This window comes from Sulfurimonas sp. RIFOXYD2_FULL_34_21 (genome assembly GCF_001830805.1).
Classification (GTDB): Bacteria; Campylobacterota; Campylobacteria; order Campylobacterales; family Sulfurimonadaceae; genus Sulfurimonas.
In genome coordinates this window covers 98,953-113,522 of sequence record NZ_MICH01000006.1, presented here as the reverse complement: position 1 = coordinate 113,522, position 14,570 = coordinate 98,953, and the positions used below count along the sequence as shown (strand labels likewise).

Annotated in this window: 16 protein-coding genes; 2 read left to right on the top strand and 14 right to left on the bottom strand. The window is 32.2% G+C overall.

Annotated features, from left to right (window positions below; translation table 11 throughout):
• Window positions 1-7: 7 nt before the first annotated feature.
• From A2530_RS04130 to A2530_RS04090, 9 genes are read right to left on the bottom strand one after another with little or no spacing between them, the layout of a single operon-like run.
• Window positions 8-646 (bottom strand): GNAT family N-acetyltransferase, encoded by a 639-nt coding sequence (locus tag A2530_RS04130; protein ID WP_294885934.1) that lies wholly within the window; start codon window positions 644-646, stop codon window positions 8-10.
• A 48-nt stretch (window positions 647-694) separates the two neighbouring features.
• Window positions 695-1,906 (bottom strand): EAL domain-containing protein, encoded by a 1,212-nt coding sequence (locus A2530_RS04125; protein WP_294885933.1) that lies wholly within the window; start codon window positions 1,904-1,906, stop codon window positions 695-697.
• 46 nt (window positions 1,907-1,952) lie between these two features.
• Window positions 1,953-3,425 carry a threonine synthase gene (gene thrC, locus A2530_RS04120; protein ID WP_294885931.1) on the bottom strand — a complete coding sequence of 491 codons (1,473 nt, stop codon included), beginning with the start codon at window positions 3,423-3,425 and terminating at the stop codon, window positions 1,953-1,955.
• A gap of 60 nt (window positions 3,426-3,485) precedes the next feature.
• Window positions 3,486-4,709, bottom strand: coding sequence for a peptidoglycan DD-metalloendopeptidase family protein (locus A2530_RS04115; RefSeq protein WP_294885929.1), 1,224 nt, complete (start codon window positions 4,707-4,709; stop codon window positions 3,486-3,488).
• Window positions 4,706-5,518: an FtsX-like permease family protein gene (locus A2530_RS04110; RefSeq protein ID WP_294885928.1), complete on the bottom strand. Its 813-nt coding sequence runs from the start codon at window positions 5,516-5,518 to the stop codon at window positions 4,706-4,708. The genes A2530_RS04115 and A2530_RS04110 overlap by 4 nt, the downstream gene beginning before the upstream one ends.
• Window positions 5,505-6,176 carry a cell division ATP-binding protein FtsE gene (locus tag A2530_RS04105; protein ID WP_294885926.1) on the bottom strand — a complete coding sequence of 224 codons (672 nt, stop codon included), beginning with the start codon at window positions 6,174-6,176 and terminating at the stop codon, window positions 5,505-5,507. Before A2530_RS04105 ends, A2530_RS04110 begins: the two co-directional genes overlap by 14 nt.
• Window positions 6,169-7,341 (bottom strand): tRNA (guanosine(46)-N7)-methyltransferase TrmB, encoded by a 1,173-nt coding sequence (gene trmB, locus A2530_RS04100; protein ID WP_294885924.1) that lies wholly within the window; start codon window positions 7,339-7,341, stop codon window positions 6,169-6,171. Before trmB ends, A2530_RS04105 begins: the two co-directional genes overlap by 8 nt.
• Before the next feature lie 12 nt (window positions 7,342-7,353).
• Window positions 7,354-8,736 carry a hypothetical protein gene (locus A2530_RS04095; RefSeq protein ID WP_294885923.1) on the bottom strand — a complete coding sequence of 461 codons (1,383 nt, stop codon included), beginning with the start codon at window positions 8,734-8,736 and terminating at the stop codon, window positions 7,354-7,356.
• A complete protein-coding gene (locus tag A2530_RS04090; RefSeq protein WP_294885921.1) occupies window positions 8,684-9,655 on the bottom strand; it encodes an RluA family pseudouridine synthase in 972 nt (323 codons plus the stop codon). The genes A2530_RS04095 and A2530_RS04090 overlap by 53 nt, the downstream gene beginning before the upstream one ends.
• A gap of 49 nt (window positions 9,656-9,704) precedes the next feature.
• Here A2530_RS04090 and A2530_RS04085 point away from each other — a divergent pair, with 49 nt between their 5' ends.
• Entirely contained in the window at window positions 9,705-10,817 is a 1,113-nt protein-coding gene (locus A2530_RS04085) for an FtsW/RodA/SpoVE family cell cycle protein (RefSeq protein WP_294885919.1), read from the top strand.
• 2 nt (window positions 10,818-10,819) lie between these two features.
• On the opposite strand, the gene A2530_RS04080 is transcribed toward A2530_RS04085, so the two are convergent.
• Window positions 10,820-11,572, bottom strand: a complete 753-nt coding sequence (locus A2530_RS04080) for a response regulator transcription factor (protein WP_294885918.1) — start codon at window positions 11,570-11,572, stop codon at window positions 10,820-10,822.
• Between the two features lie 86 nt (window positions 11,573-11,658).
• Here A2530_RS04080 and thiS point away from each other — a divergent pair, with 86 nt between their 5' ends.
• Window positions 11,659-11,859, top strand: coding sequence for a sulfur carrier protein ThiS (gene thiS, locus A2530_RS04075; RefSeq protein WP_294885916.1), 201 nt, complete (start codon window positions 11,659-11,661; stop codon window positions 11,857-11,859).
• On the opposite strand, the gene acpS is transcribed toward thiS, so the two are convergent.
• The 4 genes from acpS to radA all read right to left on the bottom strand — a co-directional run bounded on the left by acpS (window position 11,833) and on the right by radA (window position 14,519).
• Complete coding sequence (gene acpS / locus A2530_RS04070) at window positions 11,833-12,201, bottom strand: holo-ACP synthase (protein ID WP_294885915.1); 369 nt, start codon at window positions 12,199-12,201, stop codon at window positions 11,833-11,835. The genes thiS and acpS overlap by 27 nt on opposite strands.
• Window positions 12,202-12,759, bottom strand: a complete 558-nt coding sequence (fliL, locus tag A2530_RS04065; RefSeq protein ID WP_294885914.1) for a flagellar basal body-associated protein FliL — start codon at window positions 12,757-12,759, stop codon at window positions 12,202-12,204.
• Window positions 12,760-12,836: 77 nt separating this feature from the next.
• Window positions 12,837-13,094, bottom strand: coding sequence for a hypothetical protein (locus A2530_RS04060; protein ID WP_294885913.1), 258 nt, complete (start codon window positions 13,092-13,094; stop codon window positions 12,837-12,839).
• A 78-nt stretch (window positions 13,095-13,172) separates the two neighbouring features.
• Entirely contained in the window at window positions 13,173-14,519 is a 1,347-nt protein-coding gene (gene radA / locus A2530_RS04055) for a DNA repair protein RadA (protein ID WP_294885911.1), read from the bottom strand.
• Between the last annotated feature and the right edge of the window lie 51 nt (window positions 14,520-14,570).

Below are 14,570 nucleotides of genomic sequence, written 5' to 3'. Positions count from 1 at the left end.
CAACTCCCTAAATAAGGTTTAAAATTTGTGGTACATGAGATAACATTTCATCGATTCGTTCATCATCTTTGGCACATCCGTAAACCAGCGTATAAATATCTTCCAACCACTCTTTAAGTTGCGGTTTTAAAATATTTTGCATACCGCTATGATATACCAAAAGTTCCATAGGCGGTGCAATTTTATGATTTTGTATTGCTAAAATATAATCAAATGTATCAATTTTTCTACATCCTAGTTTTTTATAAAAGCGTTCTCGTTTCTCTCTTTGTTCTTGTTCTTCACTTTTTACTTCTGGTGAATCTATCTCAATAAGTATAGGTTTAATACCATAGTTGCTAAAGGTTTGCATAATTGCATTTAAAAAAAGCTTTGAGCCTAGCCCTAAATTTCTTTGAGTTGCATCAATCGCCATATATTCTAAAAGATAAAATGAAGTTTGTTTAGAGTGAAAAATAATACAAAAACCTACTGTTTTAGTTTCTATTTTAGACGTAAAAATCGTATAATTTGGAGAGTGAAGCATCGTTAAAAGATCTTCTTCTGATTTTTGTTCGCTTTCAGGGAATGATACAGAATAAATGGCATAAAAATCATTAAAACCGTCTTTGTTTTTTTGACAAAGAATTTCAATGACTGTTCGCAATAGTTATCCTTATAATGATTATTTTTAAAAGAACTTTAAAAAGCTATTTTATAATTTACTTTTATCTATTTCTACGCCGCTAAACCCTAGTGCGTAGATAATGTCAACGGTGTTTATTTTATCAAAATTATCAATAATTAATTTTTTTAGATAATCTCTTTCTGATTTTTCTGCTTTTAAAAAGCTTGAGGCAAATTTTCCTTTTTTCTCGATAACCAATGAAGTTATATCTTTATCCAAATTGATATATTTCATTAAATCTTTTATATCAGTTTCAAATATTGCATCTAGTAGTGAAAACATGCCTGCTAAATAGGCTTTGTCTTTATCTGCAGGCAATGCATCTGCTTCCATTCGTTCAGCTCTTTTTGTTGCCATTTTTAATATAAGCTCTGATGCAGGATTATTTGAAATTTCAGAATAAATATAGACCATAAGCCATCTCAATAGTTTATCACGACCTAACAGAGTAATTATTTGCGTGATTGATTCAATTTTAACACTAACTATAGTTTGATTATTTAAAAACTTTAAAAGCTTGTATGATAGGTCAGGCTGTTGCTTGATATATGCTTCAATGGCGCTCGTTTGCCCGTCTTGTCTGATAATCTTTATAAGTTGTAAAATTACAATTTGAGTAGATTCTTTATATCTGTTTATCTCTAAAACTTCTGGTTTATGGAGATAGTAGCCTTGAAAAAAGTCAAATCCCATTTTGATATATTTGTTGTACTCTTCTTTTGTCTCAATCTTTTCCGCAAGAAGTTTTATGCCTGTTTTTTTAAGTTTTTCAACAACGTTTACTAGATTTTGTGGCTCGCTATCTAATACGTCTATTTTTATCATGTAGATATATTTAAATAGGGGAAGAAACTTTTTAATCATTTTACCGCTACAGTCAAAATCATCTATAGCTATTTTAAAGCCTCTTGCATGATATTGTTTTATCTTTTTAATGACTTTATCGTTTAACTCTATAGTCTCCAATAGTTCCAAAACAAATTTTTCTTTATCAAGTACATCTAAAATATCTGAAGTTAGAATAGTTTCATCAATATTTACAAATCCAATCCCGTCTTTGCCTAATAATTCTACGGCACTTATATTTGTTAATGAATTTATTATTACATGTGAGGTTGCTTTTATATTTGAGGGAAACTCTTTTATGCCATGGGCATGATCTCTAAATAAGAGTTCATGGGCATGAACAGTGCCCATTTTGCTGAATATTTTTTGTCGTGCCATAAAAACATTATTCATAAGTTAGCCCCTATAAGTTTTAAATTATACGGTGAATTTTTAACGATTATAAAAATTTTAGTATCTCTTTTTCGATATCTTCTTTTTCTATAACAGTTTTTTGAACTATTTCTTTTGTAAATAATTCTTTTATTATATCAGGAATTTTTAGATTTGCTTCTTTAGAGATAGATACTAACGCTTTTAAATCCTCCGTGTCAATCTCACCTGTTAGCGCATTGGCAATTACTGGAGAAAATTTCGTCCACTCTGCAGTTGAGTATGCAATTGTTTTAATATTTGGATTTGAGCAAGTTTCGTAAGATTTCATACATGTAGCAGTATGAGGATCCATCAGATATCCGTTATCATAGAATGTATCTTTAATATATTTTTTACCTTCATCTCCGTTACAAAAGTCGGCATCGAAACTATTTTGAAGCGTTGTTAATTCATCTGCATTTAGTTCATAAAAGTTTTTAGACTCTAAATTTTCCATAAGTTCTTTAGTTCTCTCATATCCAAACAAATCAAAAAGAATTCTCTCAACATTTGATGATTTTAGTATATCCATAGCAGGAGAAGTAGTACTAACTACATGTGAATCTCTTAAATCATATTTTCCTGTTTTTATAAGTTTAGTTAAAACATTGTTTTCATTTGAAGATATAATGATTTTCTCAACAGGCAGACCCATTTTCCATGCATAATAAGCGCCAAGAGCATTTCCAAAATTTCCGCTAGGAACATTTAGGTAAACTTTTTCTCCCATTGTTATGGCTTTTTGACGAACAAGTTCTAAATAGCTGTGAATATGATAAATGATTTGAAAAATAATACGCCCGAAGTTTACTGAATTTGCGGCTGAGAGTAAAATATTTTTCTCTTTTAATGCAGTTTTAAAATCAGTAGAAGCTAAAAGTTTTTTCAGTGCATTTTGGGCATCGTCAAAAACACCTTTAATACCTATGACTTTTAAATTTTTTGCATTTTCAGTTACCATTTGAAGTCTTTGAACATCGCTTGTTCCGCCATCCGGATATAAACAAGCCACTTGAACATTTGCTCTGTTTTTAAAAGTCTCCAGTGCAGCAGGACCGGTATCTCCGCTTGTTGCAGCAAGTATCAAATAGTGCTCGCCTCTTTTTTGTGCGATAGAAGATAAAACAACACCAAAAGGCTGAAGAGCCATATCTTTGAATGCACGGGTAGGTCCATGATAGAGTTCACTTATGTAAAGATTCTCTTTTACTTTTACGACAGGTACAGGATTTGAGGAGTCGTCAAATTTGTCATACAGGTTTAATGCTTTTTCTATAACATTCTTTTCAATATCAATCTCAAAACGATTTAACATGTCAAATGCAAGCTCTTTATATGAGGAGTTTATATGTTTGTTTAAAAATTCTTTGCCTAAATTCGGTAAATTCTCCGGTACGTAAAGACCGCCAAAAGAGGCAATCGGACTTAAAATAGCTTGTGAGAATGTAACACTTTGAGGAGAGTTTTTATCGCATCCGCGAGTTTGAATAAAGTTCATATTTTTAAATACCTAGAATTTTTTTTGAAATTATATCTAAATTAAATTTTATTTTAAATATTATTGAAACAATCTAATTGGATTTATATGAAAAGATTTCTGTGTTACTTCAAAGATTAATTCATCGTTTACACGCCCGATTGTATAGCCTTTTTTAATCTTTTTGCCTTTACTTATTTCAGGAGATATTTGAGATAGATTTGCATATATCGTATGAAGTCCGTCATCATGTTCTATAATTACTATATTGTTAAGTACGGGTGTTTTGTCTGCATATATAACTTTACCGTTAAAAACTGTTTTGACTTTTACATTTTTTTCATTCGGTTTAAGTGATATTGATTCATTAAAAACTTTTATACCGTAAATCGGATCTGTATAGTTACCGTAGGATTTAGTAATTTTATATGGACTAAATGGTGCAATAGTTTTTTCTCCGTGATACTCTTTTGTCTGTATTGCTTGATAACTGCTTCCGACCTTTTTAACTTTAGGCAGATTGTCATCAGCAATAATATCTTTTGAGTCAAAGGCTTGAGCTCTCTCTGCTTCTTCTTTAGCTTTTCTTAACTCATCGATTTTAATAATATTAAGTTGTGCCAAAGTCTCTTTTAGCTGATCTTGCTTATTTAAAATATCTTTTAATTCTGTTTTGTATGAAGCTTTTGCAGTTTTTAGGTTTTTTAACGACTCTTCATTCTCTCTTTGTGTTTTAGTTAAATCTTTTCTTTTTGTGTCAATGGTTGCTATTGCGACTTCTAAAGAGCTTACATGTTGATTTAAAATATCAATATTTTTTGAGTTGTTATAAAAACTTTCATTTAGCTTTTTAATCTTTGCTTTGGCATTTTTAAGCATAAGTTCAAGAACTTCATACTCTATAAGCGACTCTTCACTAGCGCTATACTCCTCTTCTAAGATTATTGAAAGGGAGATACTTTGTGCTATAGTAAAAACAAGCTCTTCTTCAAGTATATTGCCGTCTTTTTTAAGTTCGTTTTGCGATTTTTTCAACTCTTTTAGCTGCGTAATATTTTCTTGATGACTGTTTTCTTTGTCAAGAAGCTCCTCTTTTAGCCTTTTTAAGCGTTCTTGCTGCGTTTGAATCTCTTTTTCTTGTAATAAAATTGCTTCTGCAGTTTCATCCATTTTTTTATTTATATCTTCATGCGTTTTTGCATAAGAATCTATTGTGGAATTTGTTTTTTCTATTTTTGTGTCAACGCTTGTTTTTGCTTGCAGGTACAAATTTGCTGCAATAAATATTATTAATAAGCGAATCATGCCTCTTCTTTATGCCCTAGGACTATTAAAGATGCTAAAATTATAGAGATTGACATAGCAACTCCAAGAATCATTAAGAAGTCGTCTATTGGGTTAAATATAACTATATTAATACCAATGTACTCAAATTGCTCTTTTATCCATATGGAAGATGATAAGTACGTAAATATTCCAAATGCTAAGAAACTTGCAATAAGTGCATCAACAATTGCAAGTCTAAAAAGTACAGCAGAGCGTAGCCATAGGGCTGCACCAAAAAGTCCCATAATACTCATCCGTTCGTTGTGTTTATATTGCCAGATTCTAAGCTCTTTAAATATAAGCAGTATTGTAACGACTAAAACTACGGCGGCAAATATCGTAACTATATTTTTAAACAGAAGCAAAAGTTTGTAAGTAGTGTCATGAGTATGTGAAAAATCTTCTACTTTTGTTATTGCAGTGCTATTTAATAAATCGTTTCTTAGCTGTTTAATCTCTTGCGGAGTCGGATAATAAGCAAGTGTAATTTTATAAAATTTTGGCAGAGTTAGCTTTAAAAGCTCAACATTAGAGCTTTTCATATCACTGCTTAATCTTTTGATAACAGAATCCGGTGATAACTCCTGTGCTTTTAATATTATTTTGTTTATACTTAATATTTCATTGCTTTTTAGCTGTTTTTGGCTCACTGCAATTATTGAGTAGTTGTTTGCAAGATTAACCTTGTACGCTTCAATGGAGCGTTCAGCCATAATAAATACCTGCATTGAAAACAGTATGCTTAGTAGTGCTATTACAAGCGAGAGATGATTTTTAACAGATTTCATGTATATTCCCATACTCTATGTGAAAATGTTTGTAGTCTATATTTAATGTCTTTGGAATATAGTGTGTAACTACAATTACTGTAGTTTTAAGCTGTTCATTAGCACCTTCAAGCAGATTCCAAATAAGCTGCGAAGAGTATTCGTCTAGGTTTCCTGTCGGCTCATCTGCCAAAATCAAAATAGGATTGTGTGCAAGAGCTCTTGCCATGGCAACTCTTTGCTGCTCGCCTCCGCTTAATTCAAGTGGAAATTTGCCTGATTGATGGTTTAATCTTACATGTCTTAATAATTTGTCAACTTGATTGCTTCCAACACTTTTGACATAACCGTTTATCAATAGAGGGAGCATTATGTTTTTGTCAATAGTCCACTCTTTTACAAGTTTGTAATCTTGAAAAACTATTCCTATATGACGTCTTAGAAAATTTAGTTTGGAACGTGAAACACGAGCAAGTTCTACGCCTCCGACTATAAGGCTTCCTTGCTTTGGTTTTAATGCTCCGTAGAGTGATTTGAGAAGTGTTGATTTTCCGCTTCCGCTTGCTCCTGTAATAAATACAAAATTGCCGGAACTTACGGAGAAATTTGCTTTATTTATAATTGTTTCATTATTTGAATACGATAAAGAGAGATCTTTGGCAACAATAACCTTATCCATGAAATATCCTATCTAAAAATTGATGTGCCAAAAGATTGCTTTTTGATTTTAGCGGTAGAGCAGGGTAGTAAAAAGCTCTTTCTCCTTTAACGATTACGTATAAATGCTCTGGTTTATCAAAACTGCCCATTGATAGGCGAATCATAACCCCGTCTTTTAACATGTATGTTCTCTCAAAATGGATAAAACCACTCTCGAATTTTTGCGTCTCTTTATGAAATTTTAAAATATCATCGCTTGAGATATTAACCTTTGAAAACTCAAAGCCGCCTTCTAAATTCAACTCTTTAGACTCTTCATCATTTATCATCGTTAAATCATAAATGTTTTTTTCCATCTTCTTCCATCTATCTTCATATTTGCTAGTTACTGCGATATCTCTATTTTTATTTATATGAAGAGTAGTTTTATTAAAAGCTATAAACGTTTCGTAAGAGTAAGCATAATAGTTTTCGCTATCTGTTCTAAGTTCAAGTGTTCCACCAAGATTTAAAACACGTCTTGCCTCTTCGATAAATGAGGTAGATATAACTCTTCTATGAGGTTTTTTATCCCAAGGAACCGGAAAGTGAACATAGATTTTTTCTACAATATTTGATGGAACAAGTTCCATAAAAAGTCTTGCATCATAGTTTAAGATAAGTAAATTCTCTATATTTTTAATTGTTATCTGCTTTAAAACCTGTTCAATGGATGGATGGTGAATTTCTATGCCTATAAACATAGTATCTGGATTATTTATAGCTTGATGAAGAAGATGACGACCTGAACCAAAACCAACCTCAATGCGAATGTTTTTATTTTTAGGAAAATTTGTTGCAAAGTAATTTATATCTTTTAATGCCGTGACTTTTTCCAAGTGAACATTTTTTTGATTTTGCGGTACATTTGATGAGAGTGCAGTCATATTTGACAATTTGGCATAAGACAAAAGTGCTTTGTGTACGTTAAATATTGAAGCAGGTCTGGTTAATTTATCGCTTTTTAGCAAACTTTTTCCGTCTTCGTTTTTAACCAATAAGAAGAATTCGTCTTTATCCACTTTGACAGAAATTAACTTCTCCTCTTTATGGTTTATATTTTGCGCTATAAAATTAAAATAGACGCCCTCAAGTTGTGAGGGAAACTCTATCTCATTAAACTCTGCTATATGTAAGTGTGGCATTAAATCTCATTTTTAGTTAAAGTCTTGCATCGGAATAATAACGTCTTTATTTGGTTCGCCTATGCTTTTTTGGTTATTTGGTTTAAAATTTCTCTCTATAGTGTTTAGAGTCTTTTCAACTGATTTTTGATCTATGGATTTAGCATCAATTTTTAATTCTGCTTCAATACTAGGCTCTGACTTTATACCGTTGGCATCAACGGCAAATACTTTATAGTAGTAAACTTTATCTGCATCAATTTCAGAATCAGTAAACTCAAGACCTTTTATATTTTCAAAATCCTCTATAGAGTTTTCTAAAAGGTTCTTTTTGTATCTTTTTTGTACGCTAAAGCTTTTCACTCTCGTGTCTGAACTTATCCATGACATCTTAACTTTCCCGTTTAGAAGTTTTACTTCAACCAATGACGGGGTGTTTGGTTTAACTAGTGTTTTACCTAAGACGGAATAGTTTTTATTTACACTCTCCAATTTATCGTTATCGACTACGCCGACTCTGTAAAAATACTCTTTACCGTCTTCTTCAATCATGTCAATATAAGAATTTTCTTTAGTCTCAATAACTACTTTGTAATTACCGTTTATACTAGACGATTTGTACAGCCTATATGCAAAAAAATCTTTTACATCGCTTTTTTCCCATTTAATTTCAACTCTTTTTGGTAAGTTTTTTGAAGCCGTAATCTGTGTTAACTCTTTGGGAAGCTCCTTTGTAACTACACTGACCTCTTGAGATGGATTAGATGTTATGTTGTCGTAAGTAATTGCTTGAATTCGATATTTATATGTAAAATTATCTTTTAGATTCTTATCGATATACTCTGCATTTAGTCTTCCGTTTATTGTTGCTAAGTTTTTCCAACTATCTTCTTGTAAAGTTCTTCTTTGAATAATATAAGCTTTTACTTTTTCATTGGTATGCGGTCGCCAAATTATCTTTGCGCTTCTTGGCATATTTCCTACGCTGTGTATCCAAGTTACTGACTCCATTGCCGGCAAAGAAGCTATTACTGTTACTTTACTTCTTCTAGACTCTGCATCATCACTGTAAGTTTTAAAAGAGTAGCCGTATTTTGAACTCGGCTCTATTTTTGTATCTAGGTAGTGAGTAGAAAAACGGCTCTCGACCGTATCGTAATACTCATCACTACTGCTAGTAGCAATAGCGTCAACATTGACTCTGTAAACGTAAATACCTTTGACTCTTTGGTCATCTATCGGCGCCCACTCAAGAGCTATGGCATTAACATCTACGATAGTGCCGTTTTTAGTAAGTGTGACAACAGGAAGAGTGTCGTCAATAACAGCTTCTTTCTTTGGCAGTGCTTTTACGCCGCAACCGCTAAGAATCAGAAGCGAAGCCGTGTAGAATGTAATTAGGGTTAATAACTTCATTTATTTGCTCCATATTAAATTTTTTGTTTATGTATTCAACCATTTGCCCATCCGGTAATGCAACAAATGTGAGTCTCTCTTTGCTCGTAGGGTGAATAAAGTATATCATATACGCATGTAGCAAAATTCGTTCCGATTTCTCTTGTTTTGGGCTTGTAGCATAAATATGATCACCAATTATATGGCGATTTATACTCTCCAAATGAACACGAATTTGATGAGTTCTTCCGGTAAAAAGTTTACATGCAACAAGCTGATTTTTTTCATCACTAGAGAGTGCTAATGTTCTAAAAATTGTTTTTGCATATTTGCCATGTTCTAAACATGCCATTTTAAGTCTGTTGTGAGTGCTTCTGGCAATTGGACACTCAATTTCAGTTATGTCATTTTTTAGCGGTGGATTAATAACGGCTAAATAATATCTACCCATACTTTTATCTTGCAACTGAGAAGACAAATAATCATGAGCTTCATTGTTTTTGGCAATAATCATAGTTCCGCTTGTGCCTTTGTCTAGCCTATGGACTATTCCGTGACGCTCTTCTCCGCTTATTGTAGAGAGTCTGATTCCTTTATGTTTCAGCCAATCAACAAGAGTCGCCTCTTTTACACTTGGTGCTGGATGAACAGTAAGACCGCTTGGTTTGTTTATAACCAAAACATCTTTATCTTCATATAGTATCTCAACATTAAAATCGATATCAAGTGCCGGTTTTGCTTCTGCTGGAGGAAAATCTATTTTTACAACTTGATTCTCTTTTAATTTAACTCCTGAACGAGAAACTATTTTCCCATCTACATGTACACACTCTTTTTTAATTAATTGTGTAATTTGTGAACGGCTTTGCCCTATTTTTGACGCTAAAAATGTATCAAGACGCTCAGCGCTATCGCTAATATAACTTTGTGTTTCATTCATATTTCTAACCTTTATGATACAATTTCTAAAATCTTATGGAGTTTTAAATTTGTGGAGAATTGATAAGCGTATTTTAGCACAATTTGATTTTTTTTCTATTATCCTTATAATTCCGTTAATTATTACTTCAAATTGGCTTATAGGTGAAGTTGTTCCTGCTCTTGCCCAAAAACAGATGGCTTATGTAGGGGTGGCTGTTTTGGTTTTTTTCGGTGTTTTTTTACTTCCTATACGAAGAATGAGTTGGCTTATACCGTTGATTTATTGGATAAATATAATATTGCTTTTAGCAGTAGAATTTTTAGGTCACGCCAGACTCGGAGCGCAAAGATGGATAGAGATACCTTTTATTAATGCAACTATACAGCCATCGGAATTTGTAAAACCAGCTCTTATTTTGATGCTTGCATATCTTATTCATAAAAATCCTCCCCCAATGAATGGCTATAAGATAAAGGAATTTTTAAAAATCAGTTTTTACATACTTTTACCGTTTATTTTAATTGCAAAAGAGCCTGATTTAGGTACTGCTTTAGTTCTTCTCTTAATTGGATACGGTGTACTTTTTTTCATCGGAGTACAATGGAAAATATGGGCAGTAATAGTAGGTTCTATTTTACTCATTTCTCCTTTAGCATACAAATTTTTGCTTCATGATTATCAAAAAACAAGAATTCAAGATTTCCTCAGTGAAAAGCCATCATATCATGTTCAGCAATCAATCATTGCAATTGGTTCCGGTGGAATAAGCGGTAAATCAAAAGATGATGCAACGCAGACACAAATGAGGTTTTTACCTATTTCTACAAGTGACTTTATATTTGCTTTTTTGGTTGAGAGAAGCGGTTTTTTAGGTGCTCTTGGAATTATACTTATTTATGTAACATTAATTTTACATCTGATGAGCTTAAGTATTTTTAACAACGATTACTATATAAAAGTAGTTACTATTTCAATATCATTTATGATTTTTATATACACAGGCGTTAATATCTCTATGACAATAGGATATGCACCTGTTGTAGGTGTTCCGCTACCAATGTTTAGTTACGGTGGAAGCAGTTTTATAAATTTTATTATTCTTTTTGCTATTATGCAAAATCTTATTGCCTTTAGATATAGAGATATGTACGACGGACGAGGAACAAAGAGTTTTTTATAAAACTAATTCTCAAAAGTAGGTACTATTCTATATCCAATTGCATAAATACTTTTAATGCACTCTTGCGGTAGTTTCTTTCTTAATTTTGATACAAGCTTTCTTATATTTACGATATCTAAATTCTCGTTAAGCGAGTTATAGTGAGTAGTGATATCATCGTTAGAATATATCTTGCCAATATTTTCACTTAATAACTGTAAAAAAATTATCTCATATTTTGTTAAAGGCACTATTTCGGAATTAACCTGCAATATGTTTGTCTCTTTATTAAATGTAGATGAGTCGTTTAGTTTGACTACAGATGCTTTATTATGATTTGTATTTACTATGTTTGATAGCTGTACATTTTTAGAAGCATTTAAAAGAACTTTTAATAAATCTTGATAATCTATCGGTTTTTTTATAAACTGCTCAATTCCTAGGTTAACTAAAGGAAGTAGATATTTTGTATCATCATATGCAGATATAATTATTACAATTTGCTTTGGGTTTATATTATAAATATTCTCAACTAGTTCAACGCCGTTAAGTTTTGGCATCTGAATATCCGAGAGAATAATGTCATAATATTTAGACTCTTTTGAATGAAACTCTTTGTATTTTCTTATTGCATCCTCACCGTTTATGGCACTATCTGCTTGATTAAAAAACTTTTTCAATATATCCCTAGTGTTTTCGCGTAATTCTTCATGATCTTCAACAAAAAGAACAGACAAATTTTTTGTATGTGACAATAACTCTTTAGAATTTAGCATAGTAATCACTTTATATATTTTTTAACAAAATATTATAGCTATTTATTCAATAAAATAAGATATTATTGCGATAAAAAAGAAAAAAAATGAAACTTATAATAAACGGTGAAGATAAAGAATTTAATGAAATAATAACGCTGGCACAACTGCTTGAAAAATTAAAACTTACAGATAAGGTTATGGCAGCCGCAGTAAATATGGAGATTGTTAAGCAAAACAGTTGGGAAAATTATCTGCTTAATGATATGGATAAGATAGAGTTATTGGATTTTGTCGGCGGAGGTTGATTCTATCGCTACTACTGCAATCGCATACTCTCCATCATGAGTAATAGAGAGACTTATATCTGAGATATTAAATTTTTTTAGAAGCTTTTCTGGAAGTTTTAATTTTGGTGCGCCATTTTGTGTTTTGTATATAGTTATATCATGAAAACTACACTCAAAACCGATACCTACGCCGAGTGCTTTTGAACATGCCTCTTTTGCTGCCCAAAATCCTGAAGCCGTTTTATGATTTTTAACTAAGGCAACCTCTTCTTTAGACAAAAATCTAAGAAGGGCTTTTTCGCCGAATCGTTCAATAAAACGATTCATACGAGATATTTTTACAAGGTCTATACCTATCATTTATTGGATAACAAATTCCGTAAAATATATGCCTTTTATACTTCCGTCTGAAATCATAGAATTTAATGTATCAATAATCTGTTCCGATACTTTTTGCTTACCTTTTTTAGAGGATATCTCTTCTAATGTTTTAGAAGATAAAATTCTAATTACTCTATCGCGTATAACAGGAATTTTATTGTCAAGCTCAATACTTAACTCTTTACCGTTTAGCTCCAGAGAGATAGTTGTTTTAAGATATCTTCTGCCTGCATCGCTCTTAAGATTTACGGTAAATGTATCAAGCGGATATAAAATACCTATTTCACTAAATTTTCTTGATTCCGTATCTTCAGAGAGTTCTCTAGTCCTGCTTGAAGGTGCTGCTTTTTGCTGGGCTTGAGGCGCACTTTGCTGCACTGCAGCTTGTTCTTTAGGATCTTCACTCATTAATAAAAATGCGACGACAGCACCACCGATAATAATAAGTACTAAAACAACTATAATTATTATCATAAGCATCTTATTAGATTTTTTATTTTCTGTGGTTGCTTCTTCTTTAGTCTCTTTATCAGGCATAAACTTTCCTTGTTTTTGATTTTGTCAGTATATCAAAATTTATATTATTTTATAAATAAGCGTTAACTTATACTAGTTTAATCACAAATAGGTATATTTAAAGTTTTGATTATCTCTTCAAATATGTCTCCTGCTACTCTATCTATATCGTCATGGTATTCTATAACTACAACATCTTTTTTATTAGATATATTACATGTATATGTTTCAGGCTTTATATCGTATTTAGAAACTATTTTATCTATAGCGGAACATACAAACTCACCTTCTACTTTCCCCTCATAAGCTATTGATAATTTAGAGTATTTTTCTTCACTTTTAACTTGGGCATCCATATAGTATTTCCTTTTAATATATTTAAAGTTATGGATTATACTATCAATACGGTAAAACAGATTTTAATATCTAAAAAATCAGTACCATTCCAAAAGTTTTGTAACTTCATCGACAATAAATGTTTTGATATTTGATTTTTCCAAAGGTTTTTTTGACACAAGCGCTTTTGAAATATTTTGCATACTTGCTTCTTTTAGTCTGACATCCATTGCATAAACTTCTCTTACGTCACCTACAAGGGTAACTTCCCCAATAAAAATAGTTTGTTTTGATATGGCGCGGTTGCGAAAACTACTTATAATTGCTGCTAAAACTGCCAAATCTGCGGATGTTTCGGTTATCTTTATGCCGCCTGTTATATTGATAAATACGTCGTATCCTGATAAAGGTATTTCAAGTTTTCTCTCAAGCAGTGCTAGTAACATGTTTAATCTGTTTGTGTCAAAACCGGTAGCTTGTCTTTTTGAATTTGCTGTGTGGGACTCTGATACGAGAGCCTGAACTTCGAGTATTATCGGACGTGAGCCTTCCATAATAACCGTAAGTGCAGAACCTGCTTGTTCTGAATTACGGTTAAAAAACCTAGATGCAACATCTGTTGCAGAAATTAAACCCTCGCTTCTCATCTCAAAAACACCTATTTCGCTAGTTGGTCCGAAGCGGTTTTTAAACCCCCTTAGTATTCTTAGCTCTTGTGATGAATCGCCCTCAAAATATAGCACAGTATCTACCATGTGTTCTAAAACTCTGGGACCTGCTATGGAGCCCTCTTTTGTGATATGTCCGATAATAAATATTGCAATATTTTTCTCTTTGGCAATTCTCATAAGTTCAAATGTTATCTGTCTTACTTGAGTTACGGAACCAGGAGCTGAAGAGATGTTTTCTGAATACATGGTTTGAATAGAATCAATTATTAAAAAATTGTAATTACGATGCTCAAGTTCAATGAGTACTTGTTCTAATCTTATTTCACAAAGTAAAAAAAGAGAGTCATGATTTGATTTTAATCTATTTGCACGGAGTTTTATCTGAGAGCCTGACTCCTCTCCAGTTACATAAAGAACATTTTGCCCGCTAGAGGCTATATCTCCACCAACTTTTAAAAGAAGAGTTGATTTTCCAACACCGGGGCTTCCACCAATCAGTGTGAGTGAACCAGGGACTACTCCTCCACCAAGAACCATGTCTAGCTCTACGTCACCTGAACTAAATCTAAATACCTCTTCTTCTTTGATGTCCGTTATGCTTAGAGCTTTTGCAGCTGAAGATTTAGTGGATTTTGTCTGTTTTGCTACTTCTTGTTGATGTTCGTTAAGCTCAGTAAATGAATCCCATGCACCGCAGTTAGTACACTTGCCCATCCATCTTGGAGTGGTAAATCCGCAATGTTGACACTCAAAAAGAGTTTTTTTCTTAGACATATTTTTTAGCCTTTTAAAGGGTTTGAGAAATTATACAATTAATAGCTCTTA

What these genes read in the sequence shown, in the direction of transcription:
- thiS (WP_294885916.1), top strand. Translation starts at nt 11,659, where the DNA reads ATGAAACTTATAATAAACGGTGAAGATAAAGAATTTAATGAAATAATA.
- thrC (WP_294885931.1), bottom strand. Translation starts at nt 3,425, where the DNA reads ATGAACTTTATTCAAACTCGCGGATGCGATAAAAACTCTCCTCAAAGT.
- A2530_RS04115 (WP_294885929.1), bottom strand. Translation starts at nt 4,709, where the DNA reads ATGATTCGCTTATTAATAATATTTATTGCAGCAAATTTGTACCTGCAA.
- fliL (WP_294885914.1), bottom strand. Translation starts at nt 12,759, where the DNA reads ATGCCTGATAAAGAGACTAAAGAAGAAGCAACCACAGAAAATAAAAAA.
- A2530_RS04125 (WP_294885933.1), bottom strand. Translation starts at nt 1,906, where the DNA reads ATGAATAATGTTTTTATGGCACGACAAAAAATATTCAGCAAAATGGGC.
- trmB (WP_294885924.1), bottom strand. Translation starts at nt 7,341, where the DNA reads ATGCCACACTTACATATAGCAGAGTTTAATGAGATAGAGTTTCCCTCA.
- acpS (WP_294885915.1), bottom strand. Translation starts at nt 12,201, where the DNA reads ATGATAGGTATAGACCTTGTAAAAATATCTCGTATGAATCGTTTTATT.
- A2530_RS04080 (WP_294885918.1), bottom strand. Translation starts at nt 11,572, where the DNA reads ATGCTAAATTCTAAAGAGTTATTGTCACATACAAAAAATTTGTCTGTT.
- A2530_RS04090 (WP_294885921.1), bottom strand. Translation starts at nt 9,655, where the DNA reads ATGAATGAAACACAAAGTTATATTAGCGATAGCGCTGAGCGTCTTGAT.
- A2530_RS04095 (WP_294885923.1), bottom strand. Translation starts at nt 8,736, where the DNA reads ATGAAGTTATTAACCCTAATTACATTCTACACGGCTTCGCTTCTGATT.
- A2530_RS04060 (WP_294885913.1), bottom strand. Translation starts at nt 13,094, where the DNA reads ATGGATGCCCAAGTTAAAAGTGAAGAAAAATACTCTAAATTATCAATA.
- A2530_RS04105 (WP_294885926.1), bottom strand. Translation starts at nt 6,176, where the DNA reads ATGGATAAGGTTATTGTTGCCAAAGATCTCTCTTTATCGTATTCAAAT.
- A2530_RS04110 (WP_294885928.1), bottom strand. Translation starts at nt 5,518, where the DNA reads ATGAAATCTGTTAAAAATCATCTCTCGCTTGTAATAGCACTACTAAGC.
- radA (WP_294885911.1), bottom strand. Translation starts at nt 14,519, where the DNA reads ATGTCTAAGAAAAAAACTCTTTTTGAGTGTCAACATTGCGGATTTACC.